This window comes from Rhodopirellula halodulae, from assembly GCF_020966775.1.
Lineage (GTDB): Bacteria > Planctomycetota > Planctomycetia > Pirellulales > Pirellulaceae > Rhodopirellula > Rhodopirellula halodulae.
The window spans coordinates 1-23,346 of sequence record NZ_JAJKFV010000003.1; the positions used below are offsets into that span (position 1 = coordinate 1).

Consider the following 23,346-nt stretch of genomic DNA (forward strand, 5'->3'; position numbering starts at 1 on the left):
CGTGGCACAAATTGGAGATTCACCACCGAAGATGCGCGAGTCAAACTCAAGTCGCTCTATCCGCAGCATGACACATAGATCCGGAACGACCAGTAGGTCAGGCCCCGCCTGACGTTGGTGACCTGGTCGAGCAATGTCGATTCAGTTGGCCGGCGGGGTGGTGCGAGGGACGACGCCTCGCTTCTGTCGAAGCATCGGCCGGGGCGTCAGGTGAGACCTGACCTACAAATACCAAGTCGTCAGGTGAGGCGTGGCGGACGAATGTCGAATCGTCGGGTGACGGGTGCCGACGTGTGCGGAATCGTTTGGGAGGCCTGCAACTACGGTTGGCTGCTCTTGGTCACGGGTGGTTGCCGAAACGGTGACGGCCTTGTTTGGCGGCTCTCAATGATTCGGGGGTGTCTTGGGGAATACCGGGATCGCCCTGTGATTGCAACCAACGATCAAGCTCGTTGCTCAGTCGATTCCGAACCTCAGCCAACTCATCCTGCTCGATCAAATTGGTCATCTCGTACGGATCATTGGCGATGTCATAGAGCTCTTCCTTCGGACGCAGTTGGTAACGCTGGATCAAACGCAACAACTCGGGCTGATCGAAACACTCGAACACCCATGTTTGCCAGTACTTGTTGTTCAGCTCACCGTTGCCCTTGATCCCCATCAAGTGTTTCTCGATGTAGAGATTCTCGTTTTGCAGGTTGCGGATGTAGTGATAGCGACCGTCGGTGATCGATCGAATCGGGTACGGCGGTCCCTCCGGAACATTGTTGTGCGTGCCATAAGCATATTCTCTGTGCGCCATGACCTCACTTCGACAAACCTGCTCAAAACTTCTCCCATCGAACTTTGGCTGGTCAATTGAAACGGAACCACTCAGGTCGATCATTGTCGGCAACACATCCGCATATTGGACCAATGCATCCGTTCGAGTATTTGCACGGATACGTCCCGGCCAACGCATGATCAATCCCGTGTGCACGCCGGTGTTGTAGTTCGTCCACTTGTTACCGGGGAATTGGGAGCCTTGTTCGGAGGTGAAGATCACGACCGTGTCATCGGCTTTGCCAGATTCCTCCAGCACCTCCATGATCTGCCCGAATTGTTGATCCATGTAGGTGATCTCCGCGAGATAGCGACTGAACGCTTCGCGGGTTTCCTGCGTGTCACCGATGTTCGGTGGCAACTTCAGTTCATCGGGTGGATAAGCACTGGCGTCGCCCATCACCCAAGGCACATGCGGTTCGACCAACGCCACCACCAAACAAAATCGTTCGTTGCTGCGATTGATAAATTCGGCAATCGAATCCAACTTCATCTCACGAGTCGGATTGCGAACGCAGTTCTTGTCGCATCCGTCGACCATCTCAAACGGAAACGCCTTGCGTGGCGAAACGTGGACCTTGCCCGCCAATCCAACTCGGTAACCTTCGCGGCCGAGATGCTGAGGCATGCTCTCGATATCACCGCGACTGGCAGAATGATTCCAGTTGCATCCGTTGCTCATCGGATACAGCCCCGAATACAACTCCGCGCGACAAGGTTGGCAGATCGCCTCCGCCAGAAACGCGCGATCAAACGTCATGCCTTCGCGAGCGAGCTTTTCCAAGTTGGGTGTCTTGGCGTTTTGCCCACCGTACATCGGCAGATCGTTGTAAGTGCAGTCGTCGGCCATCACGATCAGAAAGTTCGGTCGAACCTCTTCCGCCGACGTCAAGCCGACGCACGACAACAACCAAATCGAAGCAACAAGGATTCTCAACGAGAACGACATATCGCAGCAAACCAGTTCTGGGGATGAACGCATTTAAGGAAGAACGACCAAGGCCGCTCGTGCGAACATATCTTACCCGCCGGTTTTTCGCGAAGCTAGCATCCTGGCTGGCTATCACGAAAAAAGCGACTCGAACCAGAGCTCGAGCCGCTTGAATGGAATGTGATTGTCGCGTCGCGGATGAATCAGGCGGCTTCGCTGGCTTCCGCCGCCGCGTTGATTTTGTTGTAGAGCGTTTTCAGCGAGATCCCCAGCTCTTCGGCGACGGCTTTCTTATTTTCGTTGTGCCGTTCCATGGATCGCTTGATCGCCAACGCCTCGATCTCCCGCATGGTCATCGGAGCCGTGTCGGCCAAGTCCGCTCGCAGTTGACGTCGCGAGAAGTGCTGGGGCAAATGCTCGACGTCGATTGGCAAAGCATCGCAGAGCACGGAAGCATGTTCGATCACGTTGGCAAGCTCACGAACGTTGCCGGGCCATTGGTGCGATTGCAATTCGTCCATGGCCGCCTGTGTGAACAGGTTGCCGCTGGTGCCATCGGCACGGTGCCGCCGCAGCAAGTGTTCAGCCAGTGCTGGCAAGTCATCGATGCGATCACGAAGCGACGGCAAACGAAGTTCGAACGTGTTGATGCGGAACATCAAATCCTCGCGGAACTCGCCGGCGTCGACCATTTTTTCCAGGTCACGGTGAGTCGCACAAACGACGCGCACGTCGACTTTGATCGATTGATTGTCACCCAGCCGTCGGATGTCGCCGGTTTCCAAGACTCGCAGCAATTTGGCTTGCACTGCCAGTGGAAGTTCACCGATCTCATCCAGGAACAACGTTCCGCCGCTGGCGACTTCGAACAATCCCATGCGTCCCGAGTCGGCTCCGGTGAAGGCACCTTTGACGTGTCCGAACAACTCACTTTCGATCAGCGTCTCGGGCAACGCACCGCAGTTGATTGCGACAAAGGGTTGCTCGCTACGCAAGCTTTCATCAGCGATGGCTCGCGCGACCAGTTCTTTTCCGCAACCCGTTTCGCCGCGAATCAGCACCGTCGACTCGGTGGGCGCAACTTTCGAGATCAGTTTGCGAACGGCCAGCATCGATTGGTTTTCGCCAATCAGATCGGAGTGCCCTTCGGCTCGCTTTAAACGATGACGCAGAGCCGCGACCGTGCGATTCCATTCACGACGTTCGCTCACACGAGCCATCAACGCCGAGATGTCCGCCAAACGACAGGGCTTGGTCAAGTAATCAAACGTGCCGTGACGCAGAGCCTTGATCGCGGTGTCTTGGCTGGGTTTTCCAGTCATCACGACGGCTTCGATTTCAGGTCGAATCTCGCGTGCCTTCGCGATGACTTCGATCCCGTTCATGCCCGGCATGTCCAAATCGACGAGCAAACAATCGATCGGTTCTTTCGAGAGCACATCAACCGCGGTTTCGCCATCAGGGCACACCGTGACGCGGTAACCCATTCGCGGCAACTCGGTTCGCATCAGTTCCTGCAAATGCTTTTCGTCGTCGGCGAACAGCACGTGCATTCCGTCGGCACTAGGCTGCTTGGGTTTGCTGGGCATGTTGGAATTTCCAATCTTCGAATGCGGGTGAGGAGACTTCTTCGGTGATGGCTTCGACGGGCAGTCGCAACTCAAATTCGCTGCCGCGGTTTTCGCCTTCGCTGCGGCCGATCAGTTGGCCGCCGTGCTGACAAACGATTCGGTGGGAAATGCTGAGTCCCAATCCGGTCCCGGTGCCATCGCGGCGGCGGGTGAAAAAGGGCTCGAACAAGTGAGCTTGGACTTCGGCGGACATGCCGCAACCGGTGTCCGTGACTCGCACGGTTGAATTCTTGGGGCCTTGGTGAACGTGCACATGCACACTGCCGTCGCAATCCACACTTTCCAAAGCATTGGTGACCAAGTTCAAGACCACTTGCCGGATCTCTTGGTCGTTGGCGTAGACCACCGCGGAGTCGTCGCCCAATCGCCGCACCGTTTGGCACTTGTATTTGCCCAGCGTGGTGACCATTTCCAGCACGTCGTCGACCAATGGCACAATGTCGAACTTAGACTTTTCCGTTTGGCCCATGCGGCTGAACAGCAGCATCTTTTCGATGATCGATTTGCAGCGGAACGCTTCGCCTTCGATTCGTTGCAAGTTCTCACGCCAGTTGTCGGACATTTCCTCGTCCAGCAAACGTTCGTGGTTGGGCAGCATCATCAAATCGTTCATCCGTGACTCCATCGCTTCGGCGCTCCAAGCGATCGCGGCCATTGGGTTGTTGATTTCATGAGCGAAGCCGGCGGCCAGGAAACCAACCCCGGCCAGCTGTTCATTGCGGATGACTTCTTGCGAGCGATCCTTGACCTCTTGGTCCAAGTCGTCGCACATCTTTTCAATCTGGGACAAACTGTTTTGAAAGCGATCCGTCATCTGATTGAGAATCTCTGACAGTTCGCCCAATTCGTCTTCCGTTCCCAGGTCAATCCGGTGCGAGAATTCGCCTCGCGCGACCAAGCGTGCTCCCAAGACCAATGTGTTGAACGGTGCCAGGACGCTGGTGTGGAAAATCCAAATCATCAGCAGAGCGATGACCAACGCCGCACCGAATGCGACCCAAGCGATGGTATTGCTGAGTCGGTATTCGTTCTTGACGTGATCGCTGAACGCCGACATCTCTTCGTGAATCAGTTGCTGGTGTTCCTGCGTCAGCTTTTCAAGATCACCCAGAGTTTCGTCCAAACGGTTCACCCCGTTGCCTTCCAACAGGATGTTGTAGTGGAACATGTCCTGGCGAACGCGAATGTCGTCGTAGGTGCTGCGGATTCCCTCGACCGCGCGAGCCTGCATTTGCGGATCGATCAGCACGGTGTTCGGCGATTTGTCTTTGTTGACCGCCAGCTTGGCGTTGACCACCCACTCGTACTCGTCCAGCACTTCGCCGATCGTTTTCATGGATTCCTGGAAGCCATGATCTTCGATTTGGCGGTTGCGAGAGGAAACGCCGTAGGCGTCGATCATCGTGGCTTCGGAACGGATCTGACACAGACGCCGGTTGTGACTACGAGCTTCCGCGGCCAATTGGGCCAATTGGTTCGCGCACGGCAGTTCCCGTGCTCGGGCACTGATTTCCTGAGCCAGATCGTTGTACTGATTCAGACCCAAAATCCCGACCACGCCCAGCGTGATGATCAACGTGACAAGGACCAATGTTCCCGTCAGCAATTTGCCTTGGATCGAATGCCACTTGAACAGTCGGCGTTGGTTGCCAACTCGCCAGACACCGGAATCGGTGCGTGGGTGACGTTTGCGACGAGCCCATTTCTGAGCGGACTCCTCCGCCGTCGGGTGGGCGGGATCCGCCGTCACCGCCGCACTGGATGCGGGGATGGTGTCCGCATTGGTTTCCGCCGCGGCGTTTCCATTGACGACCGTTGACGCCGACCCAATTTCGGGAGCACGATCCGCTCCCGGGGGGCTGTTTTCTGGCATCTGGACTGGCCTCCTTGACCACCTCAGCGTGAAACATCCTGTTCAACTTTGCGAAGCGTATCGTTGCCCGGAACGAATCGCAAGAGCGGATCAAGCAGACTCGGCAGGGGCCGTTTCCGGCCGATCGAACTTGCGATCGTCCGCACGATTTTCCTATACCGCGAGACTGAACTTTGCTCCACGATCACCGGGGAATGTCACGCGTGACCAAGACGATTTTCTTTTCCGTTGGCGAACCCAGTGGCGATCAACACGCGGCTCGTTTGATCCGCCAACTGACGCACCCCGACGGGGCATCGCCAGCGTCATCGGAGCGAATCATCTGCCGTGGTTTTGGCGGCCCGTCGATGATGTCCGCCGGCTGCCGCGTCGATCTCGACCTGACTCGACACGCGGTCGTTGGAATCGTGGAAGTCCTGCCGAAACTGCGTGAGTTCTTTCGTTTTGCCGACCAAGCCGAAGACATCTTTCGCTCCGGCGCCGTCGATGGCGTCGTGCTGGTGGATTTCCCCGGGTTCAATTGGCACATCGCGAAACGAGCTAAGAAATACGGCATTCCGGTGCATTACTATTGCCCGCCGCAGTTATGGGCTTGGGGTGCCTGGCGAGTTCGCAAGATGAAACGCAGCGTCGATCACGTGGTCGCGGTGTTGCCCGTGGAAGAAACCTTCTTCCGCAAGCACCAGATTCCAGTCAGCCTGGTGGGGCACCCGTTTTTCGATGCGGTGGAAGAACAAGCTTTGGACAACGCCGTTATGCGGCAGTTCTACCAACAACAAACGGACGGCGAGAGAATCGTTGCCGTGCTTCCCGGGTCTCGAGATCACGAAGTCAAAAACAATTTTCCGATTCAACTAGAGACCATCCGTCGGCTGTATCGCGAAATGGGAGAATCCGGGCGAGATGTTCGATTCGCCGTGGCCGCCTATCGCGACAAGCAGTGTTTATGGTGTCGCCAGCAAATGACCGACGCGGATCAGGATCTTCCGATCGATTTCTACGTGGACTGCACGTCGGAGATCATCGAGGCGTCGCACTGCGCGATGATGGTCAGCGGCAGCGTCAGCCTGGAATTGCTGGCTCGTCAAACTCCCGCCGCGGTGATCTACCGCGTCGGACGAGTCTTGCACGCCGTCGGCAAACGGGTGCTGAAAATCGACAGCGTGACACTGCCCAATTTGATGGCCGGACGCAAACTCTTCCCTGAATTCATTTCGGTTGGCGATCCCCAACCAGCCGTGGATTTCCTGACGGAAACCATGCGAGCCATGCTGCAGGACAAGTTCTACTACGCCAAACTGCAACGCGACCTGAAACAGTTGCGTCAAGAACACGCGTTGCCCGGTGCCTCGCGTCGCGCGGCGGACCTGCTTCGTCAAAAATTGCTCAGTGGAAACGGCCGGCAAAGCCAAGCCATGCCATCGCAATGGGGCGACGAAACGCTGCCGCAAAAGATTTCCGTTCCCGAGCAAACCGATTCGCGACGAGCTGCGTAACAGCCCGGGTCCATCGTCCAACATGGCCCTACTCCTCAGTTTCGCGTCGCAATGAATCAGCCCGAATCGTCTAAATCGTTGTTCTTGGGCGGTGCCGCCAAAGCCACCGCCGCCAGCCGCGAAAAGTACGTTCCTCGCATGGGCGAAGAATCGGCACTGGAGGAAGTGCTGGTCGAAGACGTCGCACCAGTTCGCATCAGTGCTTTCGTTGGATTGCTGGTCGCGATCTGCAGTTTCACCGCGGCCGTCGCGAAACCGATGTTGGTTCTGCCGGTCTTGGCAATCGCGTTGTGCCTGTTTGCTTTGCGCAAGCATGATGGTCGCACCAAACCGGTTGGGACTCTGGCCGCTCGCATCGGATTGGTCCTGGCATGCTTGTTCGGATCGACGGGCTTCTTTGTCCACCACCTGAAATCACGGACGTTGGGGAACCAAGCCGTCTACTTCGCTCGCCAGTATTTGGAACTGGCGGCCCGAGGTGAGGAATCACTCGCGATTGAACTGCAAAAGACCAAGCCGAACCGTCAGGTGGCAACGATGCAGTTGAACGAGGCTTATTCGCAAGACGAATCCGCGATGGAGCAGTTGGAGAATTTTCGCAGCGGAGCCTACGCCGACGTGAAAAAGGCGGGCCTGGATACCGAGTGGGAACTCGACCGTCGGCCTCGCGTGTTTCAGAAGTACGGCCGCGAAAAAGTCGACACGTATTGGCGTGATCCATCCGGCAAGTTCAACGGTGTGATCCAAGTCGAATTGGAATGGAGCCCCGCATATGAGGGCGAAGAAGCTGACTGGCACGTGTCGCTGTTCCAGGTCGAACGCGAATTGATCGTGGCTCCGTCGGTTCTGTAGGCGAAACGCCCAGGCCAACAATTCGGGCTTCAATTCACCATCGAAAGCTCGATTGGGGTGGCATCCAGACGACCGCAATGCGTACGACCGGGTATCGAGTCGTTTTCACGTCGCTTGCTCATTGACGGTCATCATGCCAATTCGGTTCACACTTCTTTCACGCACCGCGGTGTGCTTGTTGGTCTCCGGTTTGTTGCTCACTCAAACGGGATGCCTGGGCCTGATGTCCAATCTCATGCACGCCATGGGTGCCGACCAGATTCCTGCCGAATGCGAACTGTTGGAAGATTCGAAGGTTGCCGTCGTCACCTTCACCGATCGCAGCCAATACAGCGAAGACATCGCGGCTCGCTTGCTGTCTCGCAAAGTCAGCGACATCCTGTTGCGAAAGATCGACGACATCAGCCTCGTCCGCGAAGACGAGATTCAGGAGTATCGCGACACGCACGGTTGGGAAAATTCGGACTTCCTGGACATCGGCCAAGGCGTCGAGGCCGAGAAGGTGCTGGCCATCGAACTCAGCGGCATGAAGCTTCGCGAAGGAGCCACGCTGTATCGCGGCACCGCCGCCGTCACGTTGACCTTGTTGGACGTGGAAACAGAATCGGTGGTGTTCCGCAAAGAAATCGACGAGTTCACATTTCCATCCACCGCGGGCCAGTATACCAGCGAAACGACCGAATCCAAATTCCGCAAGCTGTACCTGCAGATGTTGGCGGAACGCATTGGTCGCGTCTTCCACCCGTACGATTTTGCCGAGACCGTCGCTCTGGACGGCGCCATCGCCAGCCAATGACCGATTCTCGTTCCTCCGATCTTCGCGGACGAGTCCTCCAGATGTTGGTTGGTCGCTCGATGGCTCGCGTTGGACATGCCACGCGAGACCAATTCTGCCGCGATGCCCAACGTTCCGGCGTTGCTCCGGTCGACAAGTGATGTCGATTGCTTGACAATCTCTCTGTCGGTCCGCTCGGATTCTGTCCATGAATTGCCGGACCGCATGAGCCTGTCTGACTTTGATCGCCGGTGCTTTTCCGGTTCGGTGAAGCAGGCCCCCATACGCAGGAGCAATCCGTTCTTGCAGTCCAAGCTTCGTTTCTCGCCAACGCCCTCGATTCAAACGCTATGAAAACGGCCCGTCACGAACTCGTCATTGTCGGCGGTGGTCCCGCTGGATACGTCGCCGCCATTCGTGCAGCACAACTCGGCATCGATGTGGCGTGCATCGAAGATGACCCAAAGTTCGGTGGCACCTGCGTGCGTGTGGGATGCATCCCCAGCAAGGCTCTGCTGGAATCCAGCCACCTGTACGAGGAAGCTCAGCACAAATTCGCGGACCACGGATTGAAGGTTGGCGGCATCGAGTTGGATCTCGATGTGATGATGAAACGCAAAGAAAGCATTGTTGACGCGCTCACCGGCGGCATCGACATGCTGTTTCAACGCAAAGGCGTCACGGCTTACCACGGTCGCGGGCGGTTGCGAGATGTGGACACCATCGAGATCACACCGAGCAAGGCCGCCAAAGACGGCCAACCCGAATTGATCACTGCCGATCAAATTATGCTCTGCCCCGGCAGCGTCCCCGCACAGTTACCGATGGTTGAAGAAGACAACGACCGCATCGGCAACAGCACCACCGCGTTGTCGTTCCCCGATGTTCCTGAAGTGTTGGTGGTCATTGGCGGCGGCTACATCGGTTTGGAACTCGGCAGCGTTTGGAACCGACTGGGCAGCCAGGTCATCGTGCTGGAAGCCTTTGATCGCATCATGCCGGGCCTCGATAAAGAGATGGCGAACCTGGCGCATCGCAGTTTTAAGAAACAAGGTTTGGACATCCGCACCAGCACCATGGTGGCTTCCGCGAAAGTCGATCCCAAGCCGGGCGACAAGAAACCGTGCGTGATTGAAATCAAAGACGGTGATCCCATTCGTTGCGATCGCGTCTTGCTGGCCACAGGACGCTCTCCGGCGACCAAAGATCTCGGTCTCGAAGCCGCCGGTGTGAAGACGGATCAACGCGGCTTCATCCAAGTCAACCATCAGTTTGAAACTTCCGTGCCCGGGATCTACGCGACGGGTGACTGCATTGGCGGAGCCATGTTGGCTCACAAAGCCATGGAAGAAGCGGTGGTGTGCGTGGAAAAGATGGCCGGCATCGGTGCCGAGATGAATTACGAAGTCATCCCCGCCATCGTTTACACCCATCCCGAAATCGCGATGGTGGGCAAGACCGAAGAAGAGCTGAAAGAAGCCGGCATTGAATACAACAAAGGCGTTTGTCCGCTCGGAGCAAACGGTCGCGCGCGAACGCTGGGCGACATCGACGGACGAGTCAAGATCTTGGCCGACGCCGCCACCGATCGTGTTCTTGGTGTTCACATCATCGGCCCCCGCGCCGGCGACATGATTGCCGAAGCCGCAGCGGCGATGGAGTTTGGTGCCAGCAGCGAAGACATCGCCCGCACCTGCCACGCTCACCCGACGTTGTCCGAAGCGGTTCACGAAGCCGCTTTGGCGGTGGATGACCGAGCGATTCACACGGCGTGATCAGGTTCGACTCGTGAGCGGACCGATTCAATCCGGATTCTGGCGTCGAACCTACGCACGCGTGGTGTTCTTGCCGACGTTGTGGTGGAACATGTTGCTGGGACGTTGGCTGAAAGTCCGCAACTGGTTCGACTGGATCGATCCGCTAGTCATCGTCGGTGCCCGCCCGTTCGCTCGTGACGTCGCCAAGATGGCCGAGCTAAACGTGGGCGGCGTCGTCAACACTTGCGAAGAGTACTGCGGCCCGGTGGAGCAGTACGCCAAGCACGAAATCGAGCAACTGCATCTTCCGATCACGGACTTCACTCACCCGAGTCTGCAGGACGTGATCACGGGAGTCGACTTCATCCAGCGGATCACGCAGTCAGGCAAAGCGGTCTACATCCACTGCAAAGCCGGGCGAGCAAGAAGCGCGACGATTGCAATTTGTTGGCTGATCGCTCACCGAGACATGTCGCCTGCAGAAGCCCAAGCTTGGCTGCTGGAAAAGCGACCTCACATCAACCCGCGACTGACAACCCGTCCCGTCGTGCAAGAGTTCGTTCGGCATCTTGCGGAGCAACAACCGGCCGAAGCCCGCTGAACGATCGCATGCGTCCTGCGCCCGCATGGTCCTGCGCCCGCGTTCAGTAGGTCGGCGGCGGGTCTTGGCTGAGCGATTCCAAACGTTGTTGTTGGTGCCAAAGGATGCTGTCCTTTAGCACGTTGCCGTCTTCGTCGTAGAAGTCTTCTTGTTTGGCCAATTCCGCGACCTTGTTTTCCAAACGCTCGACTTGAGTCTTCCAGATCGCGAACGCGTTTCGGTGATCCGGCTTTTGACGACTGCGTTCCATCCATACACGCTGTTGGCGATCACGCAAAAAAGCAGCGTCTTCTTGCTTCACATCCGCTAAGAATGCTTCGTTGCGACGCTTGCGAGCCGAATAGTCCTCGTCGGACGGACGCGTCGCGGCGGTGCTGGTCGGTTGAGCCTCGACCATGGGTGTTGGTCGAGCACTCACCCACTGAACTGTGTTTCGCAACAACAGAATGCATCCGGCGAGAGATCCAACGGAGAGCACCGAGAAGATCAGCAGTTTGCCGATCCAATTCGATGAGGCTTCCTTTTGGGACGATCCCGTTCCGGATGCAGGCGAAAGACGGTTGTGTGTCGACGTGAATTTCATGTTGTACTCTAGGTCACGCGAAGTGACCTGCTTCGAAATTCTCGTAACAAAACGATCAGTCAGTCAAAATCGTTGGCAGGTTGTTGGCAATCTCTTCGAATGCACTGACCAGTTCGTCACCGGAATCGGCATGGTAGTGTTTGCCCAACCCAATCACCGCGACATCTTGCATTGTTTGTTGGTTGGCACCACCACCGAAAGTGACGGTTTGAATGTTCAAATTCTGCGACGTCATCAACTGGCGAGCCACCGTGTCCGGCGACGTCCCGTAGTTGTGATTCCCATCGGTCATCACCACCATCGTCTTGGACGCATACGGACGAGCGTTTTGATGTTCGAACGATCGTTTACCAGAGTTCATGCCGTTGCCGATCCCCGTTGAACCGTTCGGCCCAAGCTGATCGACCGCGGCACGCACCGAAGCGAAGTCGTCTAGCAACCAGCAATCCAAAGTGCCGTGGCTGTTGTAGCTGGCAATGGAAACCTGTTCGTTCTGAGGGGTTTCGTCGAGCACTCGCAAGAACGCATCGACGGCCAACACCAAGTCTTCCCAAGGTGTGTTGGGAGCCGGCCCCAGCTCAAAGTGTTCTTCCCAAGCGTGATCGTATAGGTCGTACTGGTCGTAGCCAGAGTTGTAACGAACGCGGCGGATGTAGTCCGGTCGACCGTTGCGATAACGCCATTCCAAACGCACGATGCCAGCATCCTCGGCGGAGACCAAACTGTCTTCTTCCCAAGGGTCCATGCCATCGGGCCAGTCATACGTTTTCCAGTCCATCGATCCGCTGCGGTCCAAGACCAAGCTGATGTCGCGGTCAACCTGCATCGCAACCGCGGAGGTTTGCGGTTTGAAATCGCTGATCGAGAACGAGTTGGGGAAAATGAACGGCACGGGCCCCATCAATGAGTCGGCGGTGCGTTTTCCCGTCACGCGAACGGAGCTGACCGCGACCAAGTTGTCCGCCACGTCGCTGGTGGGGACTTTGGTGAAGTGGAAGCGGCCAGTTTGCCCGTCGGATTGAGCCGACACGCCGAACTCAAATTCGTTCGCCGCGTCGTCCGTGTTCAGTTGATAGGGCTCCCCGGCGACCTCGTTCATCGCAGCGGTCAAACGCGCGGCCGTCTTCGCGGCATCCACGGTTTGCTCTTCACTGAAGGCACGCCCACCGGCACGAGCCGCGGCGTCCGTTGCGATGGCCAGCTCGGTCTTCACCAACTGCATTTGTGCCATGTTGATGCAGAACGCGGCGAGCAACGCCAGCATCGGAAGAACGAATGCCATCAACACGGTGATGCCACCACGACGCGAATCTTCGCGTGTGGTCAAGGCGAATCGCCGTGCGTTGGGGGAAAGGATCATCGAAGTTCTCCAAAACAATTGGTTGGAAAGGAAAGCGTAAGAAGATCCCCCCGGATCACTCTTTTCGGTTGGTTCAAAGCTGAATAGCTTCAGCAAAAGTTCGTATCAGTTGTCGACTCGGAAGAAGCCGTTGTATCGTTCGGTCTGCATCGTGGCGGACGAAGTCAGTTGGATGTTGCCTAGGAACATTGGCGTGAACAACGCGACGTCGTCGAGATTGATGCTGACGGTCACGGTGACTTCTTCCGCATCGTCGTCGATTTCCGTGCACTCAATTTCGTAACCATTCGCGAACAGCGACTGCATGATCGTTTCGGCTTCTTGGCGGGCTTCTTCGGCGGTGGCGCCCGGAACGATGGCGGTTCGCGCCGCGTAGTAAGCAGCATCTTGAGCCAAGTTGCGAGCCATGTTCATGCGAGCCAATTCCATGCACATGAAAATGGTCAGCAAAAGGATGTTGCAGACGATCGCGAATTCGACCAGCGTTGCACCGGCTCGCGCCAGAGCACCACGCTGGGCTTTGCTGCGGCGAGGCGGGCGAGCGAGCATCGTCGGGCGCGGGCGGTGCCGGCCGGGAATGCGTTTTTGATTGGATGAAGGTTCAAACATTGTGGGGCACCGAGCTTATTCTTGGTTTGCGAATTCTTTCCGCATCGTGATTCGATGGGAGATCTGCAATCCGTCGTAGAGACCCGCCGGGGCGTAAAGGTTGCCAGCGGCCGGCACGGTCACCACGACGGTGACGTGTTCCAACGTGTCCGCCGTGCTGAACGTGCTGTTTTCCATCTGCATCACGTTGCCGCCGTATTCAACGCCGCGTTCGTCCAAAATTTCTCGAACGCGAGCGGCGGCGGCTTCATTCGTGCCGCCACGGTTGATGCCGCGACGTGCCCCTTCGTACGCAGCAATCGCGACGGTTTCCTTCAAGAAGAAAATCGAACACAAATCAACCGTGGCAAACGTGAACGTCAGCAAGACTGGCAAGCAGAACGCAATCTCCGCCGTCGCCGTTCCACGTCGCGGCTGATTCAGGTGGCCTCCCGAACGCGCCCGGCCGGCTGTGAGAAAGCCGTGACGCGTTCGTTTGGAGGCGTGAAGAACGGGGTTCATGGTACGTTGAGCCAAAGACATGGATTTCAGTGAATATTCGCGAGGATTGCCTCCACGGGAACCATCGGGGGATCTCCGAGTAGGGTCTCTATGGGAAACCTAGCTTTGGAAATGCACCCGGGCGTGAAAATTTTTGAAAAACCTTTTAGGCTCTTCGCCCTGCCACGTTTTATGTGCACCCTTTGGCAACGGACGTTAACGCCCGCATGATCCTCACGAACCTTCCGGCACCTGTTTCCAATTTGATCGCAGGTCAGTTGAGTCCTTCGCGGGCGTTGCTTCAGTTCACGCAATCAACCGACGGCTGGCGACAAGACGCGATTCAATCGAGCACGATTTATTTCGCCGAGATCACACCGGCGTGGCTGGCTTCTTTGATGGCCGCTTGGTTATCGCTGTCGACTTCGGTCCAGTGTGCTGTGTTGGCAGCTATCGGTCTGATCGCGGGCGCCATCGCCAATCACATCATTCCGACTTGGTGCTGGTACCCACGTCCGATCTCCCCGTGGGTGGATCGCGAACGATGGCCGTTGCGGCCGGAGTTTGAAACGATTTCACGCTCGCTACCGCCACGAACCTGGCTTGATCGCATTCCAGTCTTCGGTTGGTTGCGACTGCGTCGGGAATCGGAACTGTTTGGCCGAGGCTTTTGGATTCGGCCGTTGTTGATTGAGCTAAGCATGGCGGCGGTCTACCCCTGGATGTTCCACGCTTACCTCGACGGGCAACTGTTGCCATCCGGAGTCACCGCGGCGACGAAGGCAGCTTGTGCGGATTGGATGGTTTGGTTGTTCTTCTATCACGCCGTGGTGTTGGTCTGGTTGGTGTCCGCGACGTTCATTGACTTCGACGAACGAACCATTCCTGATTTGATCACCATCCCCGGGACGATCATCGCGATCCTGATCGGTACGTTGACTCCGTTCGCCTTCTTGCCCGGATTGGTTGTCGTCAATTCGGTCGAAGGCATCGCACCGGTGTTGGCGAATCATCCGTTTGGCTTGTCGCCGTTTTGGAGCAGCCCACAAGGACTGGCGACCGGTTTGTTGATTTGGTCCGTTTGGTGCTTTGCGTTGGCTGACCGGCGTTTTTACCTCCGCCGCGGATGGTCCAAGGCTTGGGGGTATTTCTGGTTGGGCCTGACCCGCAACAACAGTTGGAAATGGTTGACGGCGATGTGGTTGATCGGTTCCATCGTCATCACCGCGGTTTACTTCACCAGCCCGCTGGGTTGGATGGGAATGATGACGTCTCTGGTGGGCTTGGCGGTCGGAGGAGGAATCGTTTGGGTCGTGCGACTGGTTTGTGGTTGGGCGATCGGCATGGAAGCCATGGGTTTCGGCGACGTGACGTTGATGGCCATGGTCGGCGCCGTCATCGGATGGCAAGGCAGCACGCTGGCGTTCTTTGTCTCGCCCATGGCCGCGTTGTTGATCGTGCTGATCGTGTTCGTGCTCACCCGAGACCCCAGGACTCCGTTCGGACCCTATCTCTGTTTGGGAACACTGTTGGTCGTGTGGTTCTGGGACGATGTCTACAACGAACGCTTTCGCACCACGTTGTTGCTGATGGGCGACGTGCTGTTGTGGATGGCGTTGGTCATGCCACCTTTGCTAGCCGGGATGATGTGGGTTTCGCGAACCCTGCGTCAACGAGTTTTGCCCGATCCGGAATGAGTCCAGCAGCGCCCCCACACTTTCATTGAGAGCGGGCCATCTTGTGCAGCAGCCGAAAAGGATCGTGGCAACTCTCACATCAACGCCAACAAGTAACCTCCGACAAACACGATCACCAACACCCAAACCGTCCAGTGCCAGAGGCGACGCCCACCGGCCCAGGATTGACGCTCGGTCGAATCAGGAAATTCCCGCGACAAGAATTCTTCGTAATCATCGTCGTCCCATTCCTCGCTGTATGTGTCGGCATCCCATTCGTCCGGTTCATCGTCCCAATCGTCGGGCATGGTGGTTGCAAACTGTCAGGTGAAGCAGAAAGTGTCGCATCGCGTGATGGCGCGTCGCCGGTTAACCTAACACCATGACCGCCTCGCATGCATTGGTCGATCGATTTGGTCGGCGTCACGACAGTCTTCGCATCAGCATCACGGATCGTTGCAACATCCGCTGCTACTACTGCATGCCTGAACACGACGCTGAGTTCTTGCCTCGCAGCGGCGTGCTGACGTTTGAAGAAATTCGCCGACTGGCCACGCTGATGGTGCATCGTTGCGGTGTTCGCGACATTCGGTTGACGGGTGGCGAACCGTTGGTCCGCCGGGATTGCGTCGACCTGGTCCGCATGTTGGCTTCCATCGATGGATTGGACGACCTGTCGATGACGACCAATGGGATGTTGCTGGCTGACCACGCCGCCGCACTGCGAGACGCGGGACTTCGGCGACTCAACATTTCAATCGACACACTCGATGAAACGCTGTTTCAAAAGATCACTCGCCGGCCGGGTGTCGAAAAAGTCGTGGCTGGAATTGATGCGGCAATCGCGGCCGGTTTCGAATCCATCAAACTCAATGCGCTTGCCATTCGAAATCTCAGCGAAACGCAGCTTGTAAGCCTTGTTCGATTCGCTGTGGCTCGCGGCGTCGTTCTGCGTTTCATCGAATTCATGCCGCTCGACAGCGACCGAGCTTGGAGAACAGAAAGCGTGCTATCGGGAGACGAATGTTTGCGGATTTTGTCCGATGCGTTTGGTCCGATCGAACCCATCGGTCGTGACACGCCATCAGCCCCTGCCGAATCGTTCACCATCACCAGCGATGGTCGTCAGGGCACCATCGGCATCATCCGTTCGGTAACGCGTCCGTTCTGTGGTGACTGCAACCGTCTGCGTTTGACGGCGGATGGCGGACTGCGGAACTGTTTGTTCGCTCGAACCGAGACGCCGCTTCGCGACATGATGCGAGCCGGATGCAGTGATGAAGATTTGCTACAAACCTTCGCGGCCTGTGTGGGCGAAAAGCACGCCGCTCACGGCATTGATTCGGAAGATTTCCAACCACCCGACCGTGCGATGCATGCGATTGGCGGATAGTGGTTCGGTTCGCTACGACCGGCCCACCCGACGTTAACTTCCTTCGCTATAATCGCCGGCATGAACATCGCCAAACTGCTCGAGAAACGACGATCGAACTGGGGCGAATTGGAACGCCTCTGCGAAGCGATGGAAGTTCGAGGACGAACCGACAAGGCGGGGCCTCAATACAAAGGCGCCGCGGGGATCGTGCGATTCGCAACACTGTATCGCGGCGCGTGTGCTGATTTGGCTTTGGCCGACGCTTATCAATTGCCTCCCGCAACGGTGACCTACCTGCATCGGTTGGTGGCACGGTCGCACAACCAGCTCTATCGAGCCGGCAAGTTCGAACCGATGGGATGGTTCGACATGATCTTTCGTGTGGCACCCAAAGAGATCTACGGTGATGCTTGCGTCCGCGTTGCCACGTTGGTCTTCTTCGGTTTGTTCGCCCTATCGATGTACTTGGGTTACCAACAAACACTGTTCCCGGATTTTGCCAACGTGGTTGTCGGCGATGCGGGGCTGGAACAGATGGACGAGATGTACGAACAAGAACTCGTGGGTAGTTTGGATCACTACATCCAGATGTCCAGCTTCTACATCATGCACAACACCGGCATAGGGCTGAAGTGTTTTGCCTACGGGATCTTGATTGTTCCTTGCCTGTACATTTTAGCCAGCAACGCGGTGACGCTCGGGACGGTGTTTGGTTACATGGCACGAGAGGACAACGCCAGTCGCGACAACTTCTTTGAGTTTGTGACGGCGCATGGTCCGTTCGAATTGACGGCGATCGCTCTGTCCGCCGCCGCCGGACTGCGATTGGGAATGGGTCTGTTTGCGACCGGCGGCTTGAGTCGTGTGGACTCGGTGCGTCGCGCGGCCGTTCGAGCGGTTCCGGTGATGTCCGCTTCCGCCGTTTTGTTCGTGCTCGCCGCGTTCACCGAAGGATTCATCTCGCCCAGCCCGCTCGCCTACACCTTCAAAGCGGCTTGGTCGGTGATGTCGTCCAGCATGATCAGTTTTTACTTTGTGGTGCTCGGTTTCCCAGGCAATCGCAGTTCACTCGCGGAACGGGAATCCGTTCAAACGGTGCTGAATTTCTTGGACGACGAGCCCGCCGCCGAGGCGACCACCACCGACTCACCCGACGACGTTGCCCTCGGCGAAAGTGTGAGTCCCAGTGCAGCTTGATCGCACCCACATCGCCATCCGAGTCCGCACGCTCTCGGAAATCGGAGACCTGGGCCTCCGCATGGTTCGTCGCTACCCGGTCGCGGTCACTCGGGCTTTCTTTGCCGGGGCCGCGCCCTGGATGGTGATCAATACACTGCTGCTGATCTTTCTACCACTTCGGATCGCATCGGACGAGTTCTTCACCGACGAATCGTTCTCGGACATGGTCCGCTACATGACATGGATGGCCGCCTTGGTGGTGCTGCAAACGCCGCTGGCCGGAGCGTTCTCGACTTACTACCTGGGCCAAGCCGTCTTCGAACAACAACCCACGCTTCGCGACACGTTCGCGGAAATTTGGAAGATGAAAGGCCCTCTGATCTGGGTACTCGGTTTCAAACGATTGGCCATTCCCACCACCGCGTTTCTTGTTCTGCGGATTGGCAGCGAACCCAATGCCTTTCTCGATTACATTCTGCCTTGGGTGGTTGTGATCTTCGTCGCCATCGTTCGCAGCAATCGGCCCTTCGTTCCGGAAATGCTAATTCTCGAACGTTGTCCTTTGCGTTCTCGCTCGCCAAACGTGATCACACTCAAACGACGCTCCAAGGGGCTGCACACACCGATGGTCAGTGAACTCGGTGGCCGGTTCTTGGCGGTCGCGTTTTCCGCCATGGCGTTGACCGGATCGATTTACTACTCGCTGATTTGGGTTCGCGGCGTCGCGACGGGAAACTGGTCCGCCGACTTGGTGGCCTTGGTCATTTTCTATCCGCTGGCCCTGTGGTCGATCGCGGCCTTCAGTGTCGTCGTTCGTTTACTTGGCTACTTGGACGCTCGCATTCGTTTAGAAGGCTGGGAAGTCGAACTCGCCATCCGCGCCGAAGCCATCCGGCAGTTTGGCGAAGACGCGATGAACACCACTCCGGTCGCCACCGTTGCTGAAAAAGTCGAGCCGGTCTCGCAAGAGGTAGCCAGCCCGCAGGAAGAAACGGTCATGGGCATCGAGGTGGAAGCATGATCCAGCTCAACACCTCACGGGTAGGCACTCACGCGAGAAGCGTTCTTTCTGCCACGCACGTTTTTTCGCGACAGACACGTCTGCGTTGCGGAAAGACCATGTTGTGTGTCCTGCTGGGCATTGTCTGCTTGCTCGGATCAGCGATGAACTCCGCATCGGCTCAATCGCCAACCGCAGACGCCGCCGTTGAATCGCCCGTCAGAGATTCCGCTTGGTACGACGAACAAACGGGGCAGATTCTGCCTGTCGAAGTCGAGGATCAACGGTCCGACACGGAAAACCGAGACAGTCGCTGGACCGGGGTTTCCACCACCGGCGGCAAGGCCGCGAAAGCCCCCGCGGCGACCACCGGCGGTTTCTCGTGGGGCAGACTTTTTGGTTGGCTGATGCTAATTGCTCTGCTGACGGGTTTGGTTTCGGTGTTGGTTTGGGTCTTTGCCAACAGCGATTTTGACTTCAACTCCGGGACCATCGAACAGTCACTCATCACCGGGCAGCAACTCGATCAACAAACCCGCCAACGGATGGAACATCTGCCGGAAGCCTTGCGGGACACCACCGTCAATCCGCGAGGCCAAGCGGAAAAGTTGATGCAGGAAGGCCAATACAACGAAGCGATCATCTATCTCTTCGGCCACCAACTTCTATTGCTGGACCGAGTGCATTGGCTTCGCCTGGCTCGCGGAAAAACCAACAGCCGCTACGTTCGCGAAACGCGTCGTTCGGAACCGATGACCGGGCAACGGTTGCAAGAAACTGTGGCGTCGTTTGAGCGAGCCTACTTCGGTCGGCACGAAATCTCGCAATCCGAATTTGAACGGTTGTGGCAGCAAAACGAAGCGATGGAGCAAGACATTCAACACGCCAGCTCTCCAAAGAAAACGGGAGCAGCGTGATGCATGCCGTGAAGAAATACGATTCCGTTAGCAGAAGTCACGCTTTTGTTTGCCGTCCGCGATTGGCCCAGTTTCGAGTCTTTGCCGGGGCGATGCTGCTTGTCTCGTTCGCCAGCATGCTCGGCTGCAACCGCTTCGAAACGGAGTATGGCAGTTCCGATGGGAATGAGGGCCGAACCAGTTTGAACGGTTTCGCTGGCTTTCGTGAAAGTTTGACGCGAGAGCTCGAGCCGAGCGAAGTTCAAGCTCTCGGAGACGAGTGGCAAGATGCCGAGCTGAAACAGCGCAACCTTTCGCGACTTTCATCGCGTGCTTACCAACACGATGCGATTGTCTGGATCCCCGAGTCTTGGCCGCCACCCAACTTGGTCGACATCGAGTCGTGGATGAAAAAGTGGATGCGGAGCAATCATCGCACGGTTGTGTTCATCGTGCCCGATGAAGGCAGCACCGAAGCGTACTACCGCGAAGCCGCGAAGCTTGCACCTCCCGAGCAACGTTTGGAGTACCGTCGACGACTCGCCGAGCAGATCAACAACCGCTTGTTGCAAGATTCGCAACGTGACAACGTGACCGTTTCCAAATGGTTCACCGCTCAAGCATTGCCGGCTCGACAGCCACTCGGCGACCGGCGAGACGTCTCTTACGAACTGCAACCGTTCTCCCAAAAAATCACCCTCAACACGTCCGGTCTATCGAGTGGCAGTGGTTCCGCGAGCAGCGATGGCGAAGCAGAGCTTTCTGACGCCGACGCCGCTGACACGAATGACTCGGCCGACGAAGAGCCGACTTCGGCGGAGGACGAACTTGGCGAGCTGTTGGATGAGATGGGCGTCGACAAAGAGTCCGTTCTTCCCAAACGTTCCAAGATCACGTTCGAGACGTTGGCTTCTTTCAACGATCAAACCATCCTCGGTCGAGTCACCTCCGAAACATGGAAGGATTCACAGATCTTGGTCGTCGCCGGTGGTGGCCTGCTCACCAATTTCGCGATGACCGAAGAACCCGCCATGAAGATGGCCGACACGATTCGGCAGGAGATCCTGAACCGATCTCGGGTCGGCAGCGACGAACGTGTCAGCATCGGATTCTTCAACACGGACAAGAGTTGGGTTGCCATCTCCGACGCGGAACCCGGTGCACCATCGCAAACAGGAATGGAGCTGCTCACGACTTGGCCCATCAGCCTGATCACAATGCACGCTTTGTTTCTTGGCGTGGTGATTTGTCTGATGCTGCTTCCCACCTTTGGCCGAGCGCGACGTGTCATCTACCATCGCTCGACCCACTTCGGCAATCACTTGAACGCGATGGCGATCTTGATGCGCCGCGCGGGAGGACTGGATTACGCCAAAGAACAGATTAACCACTACATGAAGATAGTTCGCGGCGAATCCGAGTTGTTCCCGAATGTGCCATCGTCCACGCCACCCAGGCCAAGCGAAACCGAGGCGCCATCGACGAAGGATTCCAAATCAACGCCGATGTCCGTCTCCGACGCGAGCGGATCGAACGACGAACCTCCGTCGGACAAAACCTCGGAAGTCGATGACACCGTGGATTCCGCTTCCACGGCTGGTTCGGATACAACCACCGACGCCAACACTGACATACCCGCTCCTGAACAACCCTCCTCACCCGAGACACCTGAGAAGACGCCTTGAACGATTCTTCCTTGCCTCCGATTTTGCCCAACGACGATTCGCAACCCGGCGAATCGCAACCGATCGCCGATCGCCCCGCGCCCTCGCCCGAATTCGCGAAAATCAAATCGCTGTTTGAGCAGATCCAAGCCGAGGTGGCCAAACTTTATGTCGGCCAAGACGAACTTGTGCTGGGCACGCTGACCGCCTTGTTCTCCGGCGGTCACGTGTTGATCGAATCCGTTCCCGGTTTGGGCAAAACCCTTTTCGTGCGAACGCTGGGTCGGATCTTGGGTTGTGAATTTGGACGCATTCAATTCACGGCGGACTTGATGCCTTCGGACATCACCGGTGCGCCGGTTTTTGACATGCAGAAAAGCGAATTTCGATTTCGTCCGGGACCAGTGTTCACGCAGCTTCTCCTGGCGGACGAAATCAACCGCTCGCCGGCAAAAACGCATGCGGCATTGCTGGAGATCATGCAGGAGTATCGCGTCACGATTGATGGCACCAGCCACCCGGTGCCCAAACCGTTCCTGGTGCTGGCGACACAAAACCCGCTCGAAAGCGAAGGCACGTACAACCTGCCGGAAGCTCAGTTGGACAGGTTCATGTTCAAGTTGATGGTGGATTACCCGAGTGCGTCGGAGGAAGCCGAGATTCTGAAGCTGCATTCACAACAAGTTGACTTCACCAAGCGTTTGGAAGAGGAGGTTCGCCCGATCACCAATCCCGATGTTGTGCAAAAAGTCATCTCCATCTGCAGCCGCGTCCGGGTCGAAGATCGTTTGGTCGAGTACATCAATTCGCTGATCCGTTCGACACGAAGCTGGCCCGCGTTCCACATGGGGGCATCCCCTCGAGCCGGCATTGCATTGATGCAGTCCGCCCGAACGATCGCCGCCTTCGCCGGCCGCGATTTCGCCGTTCCGGACGATGTCATCGAAATCGTATTGCCCGTTTTGCGGCACCGCGTTTCGCTGACCGCGGAGGCCGAAATTGAGGGTCGCAACGTCGATGAGGAATTGAAGGCCATGATTCGCGGAATCGACGTCCCTCGAAACTGAAACTTGTGCCATTCCCCCTTGCGAGAAAATCGATCACCCGATATTTTCACGCCCACGCGAGCGACGCGGTGACGAGTCGCTCGTTTTTCATTGAGAAGCACCCCTAGCTCAACTGGATAGAGCATCGGTCTACGAAACCGAAGGTTACTGGTTCGAATCCAGTGGGGTGTACTAAAAAGCCGGTTGCATCAAGCAGCCGGCTTTTTCTTTGCGCTCGTCCACTCCACGATTTGCACCTGTCTGCTGCTTCGGCTCAAGCGTCGCGTTTTCACGATCATGTCCGTCGGGTTCTGCTTCGTCTCGAGGAAGAAACTGCGCTGACGTGCGCAGTCAAAGGAGGGGCCGCCGTCGGCCCTGGGCGCGGTCACGTTGTCAAGCAAACGCGAAGCTTGATCGTTAACACGACCAATGCGTTGCCGCGTCCCAGCGGTTCGCCGCTGTTCAACGAAGCGGGAACCATGGTCGTCAGTCTCGCAGCATGGCGAACTGACGACGGTTACGGCTTAACGATGAAGATCGTCGCCGTCCGCTCATTCGTTCCTGGCGAAGTCGCCGAGGCCGAAAGCGAACTAGCTGTGCTACTGATTCATCGCGTTTGCGTAGCTATCCGACATGGTTCTACCCCATGCCGAAGTGCATTGCTTCGATCCGTTGATGCGTTTGGGCTTGCGGTCAGTCGTCAGCGAGATCGTTCCAAGGTCAATCCTGACTGCCATTGA

The 23,346-nt window shown here is 57.0% G+C and carries 22 protein-coding genes and 1 tRNA gene; 15 read left to right on the plus strand and 8 right to left on the minus strand.

Annotated features, from left to right (window positions below; genetic code table 11):
• Positions 1-340: 340 nt before the first annotated feature.
• The 3 genes from LOC70_RS03615 to LOC70_RS03625 form a co-directional block, all read right to left on the minus strand.
• Positions 341-1,804, minus strand: coding sequence for a sulfatase family protein (locus LOC70_RS03615; RefSeq protein WP_255715337.1), 1,464 nt, complete (start codon positions 1,802-1,804; stop codon positions 341-343).
• Between the two features lie 152 nt (positions 1,805-1,956).
• The gene (locus LOC70_RS03620; protein ID WP_230251971.1) at positions 1,957-3,306 is read right to left on the minus strand and encodes a sigma-54-dependent transcriptional regulator; all 1,350 of its coding nucleotides are present in this window, start codon (positions 3,304-3,306) and stop codon (positions 1,957-1,959) included.
• A gap of 10 nt (positions 3,307-3,316) precedes the next feature.
• Positions 3,317-5,257 carry a sensor histidine kinase gene (locus LOC70_RS03625; protein ID WP_230251904.1) on the minus strand — a complete coding sequence of 647 codons (1,941 nt, stop codon included), beginning with the start codon at positions 5,255-5,257 and terminating at the stop codon, positions 3,317-3,319.
• Positions 5,258-5,460: 203 nt separating this feature from the next.
• Here LOC70_RS03625 and lpxB point away from each other — a divergent pair, with 203 nt between their 5' ends.
• The 6 genes from lpxB to LOC70_RS03655 all read left to right on the plus strand — a co-directional run bounded on the left by lpxB (position 5,461) and on the right by LOC70_RS03655 (position 10,738).
• Positions 5,461-6,753: a lipid-A-disaccharide synthase gene (gene lpxB, locus LOC70_RS03630; RefSeq protein ID WP_230251905.1), complete on the plus strand. Its 1,293-nt coding sequence runs from the start codon at positions 5,461-5,463 to the stop codon at positions 6,751-6,753.
• Positions 6,754-6,804: 51 nt separating this feature from the next.
• Complete coding sequence (locus LOC70_RS03635) at positions 6,805-7,605, plus strand: hypothetical protein (protein WP_230251906.1); 801 nt, start codon at positions 6,805-6,807, stop codon at positions 7,603-7,605.
• 133 nt (positions 7,606-7,738) lie between these two features.
• Positions 7,739-8,401: a hypothetical protein gene (locus LOC70_RS03640; RefSeq protein ID WP_230251907.1), complete on the plus strand. Its 663-nt coding sequence runs from the start codon at positions 7,739-7,741 to the stop codon at positions 8,399-8,401.
• A complete protein-coding gene (locus tag LOC70_RS03645) occupies positions 8,398-8,541 on the plus strand; it encodes a hypothetical protein (RefSeq protein WP_230251909.1) in 144 nt (47 codons plus the stop codon). Before LOC70_RS03640 ends, LOC70_RS03645 begins: the two co-directional genes overlap by 4 nt.
• Before the next feature lie 189 nt (positions 8,542-8,730).
• On the plus strand, positions 8,731-10,155 hold the full coding sequence (gene lpdA / locus LOC70_RS03650; protein ID WP_230251910.1) for a dihydrolipoyl dehydrogenase: 1,425 nt from the start codon (positions 8,731-8,733) through the stop codon (positions 10,153-10,155).
• A 13-nt stretch (positions 10,156-10,168) separates the two neighbouring features.
• On the plus strand, positions 10,169-10,738 hold the full coding sequence (locus tag LOC70_RS03655; RefSeq protein ID WP_230251913.1) for a phosphatidylglycerophosphatase and protein-tyrosine phosphatase 1 family protein: 570 nt from the start codon (positions 10,169-10,171) through the stop codon (positions 10,736-10,738).
• Between the two features lie 43 nt (positions 10,739-10,781).
• Here LOC70_RS03655 and LOC70_RS03660 read toward each other — a convergent pair whose 3' ends face one another.
• The 4 genes from LOC70_RS03660 to LOC70_RS03675 all read right to left on the minus strand — a co-directional run bounded on the left by LOC70_RS03660 (position 10,782) and on the right by LOC70_RS03675 (position 13,791).
• On the minus strand, positions 10,782-11,321 hold the full coding sequence (locus LOC70_RS03660; protein WP_230251915.1) for a hypothetical protein: 540 nt from the start codon (positions 11,319-11,321) through the stop codon (positions 10,782-10,784).
• A 55-nt stretch (positions 11,322-11,376) separates the two neighbouring features.
• Positions 11,377-12,681, minus strand: coding sequence for a vWA domain-containing protein (locus tag LOC70_RS03665; protein ID WP_230251916.1), 1,305 nt, complete (start codon positions 12,679-12,681; stop codon positions 11,377-11,379).
• Between the two features lie 105 nt (positions 12,682-12,786).
• A complete protein-coding gene (locus tag LOC70_RS03670; RefSeq protein WP_230251917.1) occupies positions 12,787-13,290 on the minus strand; it encodes a TadE/TadG family type IV pilus assembly protein in 504 nt (167 codons plus the stop codon).
• Positions 13,291-13,305: 15 nt separating this feature from the next.
• Complete coding sequence (locus LOC70_RS03675; protein ID WP_230251918.1) at positions 13,306-13,791, minus strand: TadE/TadG family type IV pilus assembly protein; 486 nt, start codon at positions 13,789-13,791, stop codon at positions 13,306-13,308.
• Positions 13,792-14,168: 377 nt separating this feature from the next.
• On the opposite strand from LOC70_RS03675, the gene LOC70_RS03680 reads away from it, so the two are divergent.
• A complete protein-coding gene (locus tag LOC70_RS03680) occupies positions 14,169-15,467 on the plus strand; it encodes a prepilin peptidase (RefSeq protein WP_390888992.1) in 1,299 nt (432 codons plus the stop codon).
• Positions 15,468-15,541: 74 nt separating this feature from the next.
• Here the strand turns inward: LOC70_RS03680 and LOC70_RS03685 are convergent, their stop codons facing one another.
• Positions 15,542-15,754: a hypothetical protein gene (locus tag LOC70_RS03685; protein ID WP_230251920.1), complete on the minus strand. Its 213-nt coding sequence runs from the start codon at positions 15,752-15,754 to the stop codon at positions 15,542-15,544.
• Positions 15,755-15,828: 74 nt separating this feature from the next.
• Here LOC70_RS03685 and moaA point away from each other — a divergent pair, with 74 nt between their 5' ends.
• The 8 genes from moaA to LOC70_RS03725 all read left to right on the plus strand — a co-directional run bounded on the left by moaA (position 15,829) and on the right by LOC70_RS03725 (position 23,346).
• Positions 15,829-16,839 carry a GTP 3',8-cyclase MoaA gene (gene moaA / locus LOC70_RS03690; protein WP_230251921.1) on the plus strand — a complete coding sequence of 337 codons (1,011 nt, stop codon included), beginning with the start codon at positions 15,829-15,831 and terminating at the stop codon, positions 16,837-16,839.
• 60 nt (positions 16,840-16,899) lie between these two features.
• Positions 16,900-18,018, plus strand: coding sequence for a stage II sporulation protein M (locus LOC70_RS03695; RefSeq protein WP_230251922.1), 1,119 nt, complete (start codon positions 16,900-16,902; stop codon positions 18,016-18,018).
• On the plus strand, positions 18,008-19,021 hold the full coding sequence (locus LOC70_RS03700; protein WP_230251923.1) for a hypothetical protein: 1,014 nt from the start codon (positions 18,008-18,010) through the stop codon (positions 19,019-19,021). The genes LOC70_RS03695 and LOC70_RS03700 overlap by 11 nt, the downstream gene beginning before the upstream one ends.
• 98 nt (positions 19,022-19,119) lie before the next feature.
• A complete protein-coding gene (locus LOC70_RS03705) occupies positions 19,120-19,917 on the plus strand; it encodes a DUF4129 domain-containing protein (protein ID WP_230251924.1) in 798 nt (265 codons plus the stop codon).
• An 8-nt stretch (positions 19,918-19,925) separates the two neighbouring features.
• The gene (locus LOC70_RS03710; RefSeq protein WP_230251925.1) at positions 19,926-21,581 is read left to right on the plus strand and encodes a hypothetical protein; all 1,656 of its coding nucleotides are present in this window, start codon (positions 19,926-19,928) and stop codon (positions 21,579-21,581) included.
• The gene (locus LOC70_RS03715) at positions 21,578-22,627 is read left to right on the plus strand and encodes an AAA family ATPase (protein WP_230251926.1); all 1,050 of its coding nucleotides are present in this window, start codon (positions 21,578-21,580) and stop codon (positions 22,625-22,627) included. The genes LOC70_RS03710 and LOC70_RS03715 overlap by 4 nt, the downstream gene beginning before the upstream one ends.
• Positions 22,628-22,724: 97 nt before the next feature.
• Positions 22,725-22,798, plus strand: a tRNA-Arg gene (locus tag LOC70_RS03720).
• 218 nt (positions 22,799-23,016) lie between these two features.
• On the plus strand, positions 23,017-23,346 hold the full coding sequence (locus tag LOC70_RS03725) for a hypothetical protein (protein ID WP_230251927.1): 330 nt from the start codon (positions 23,017-23,019) through the stop codon (positions 23,344-23,346).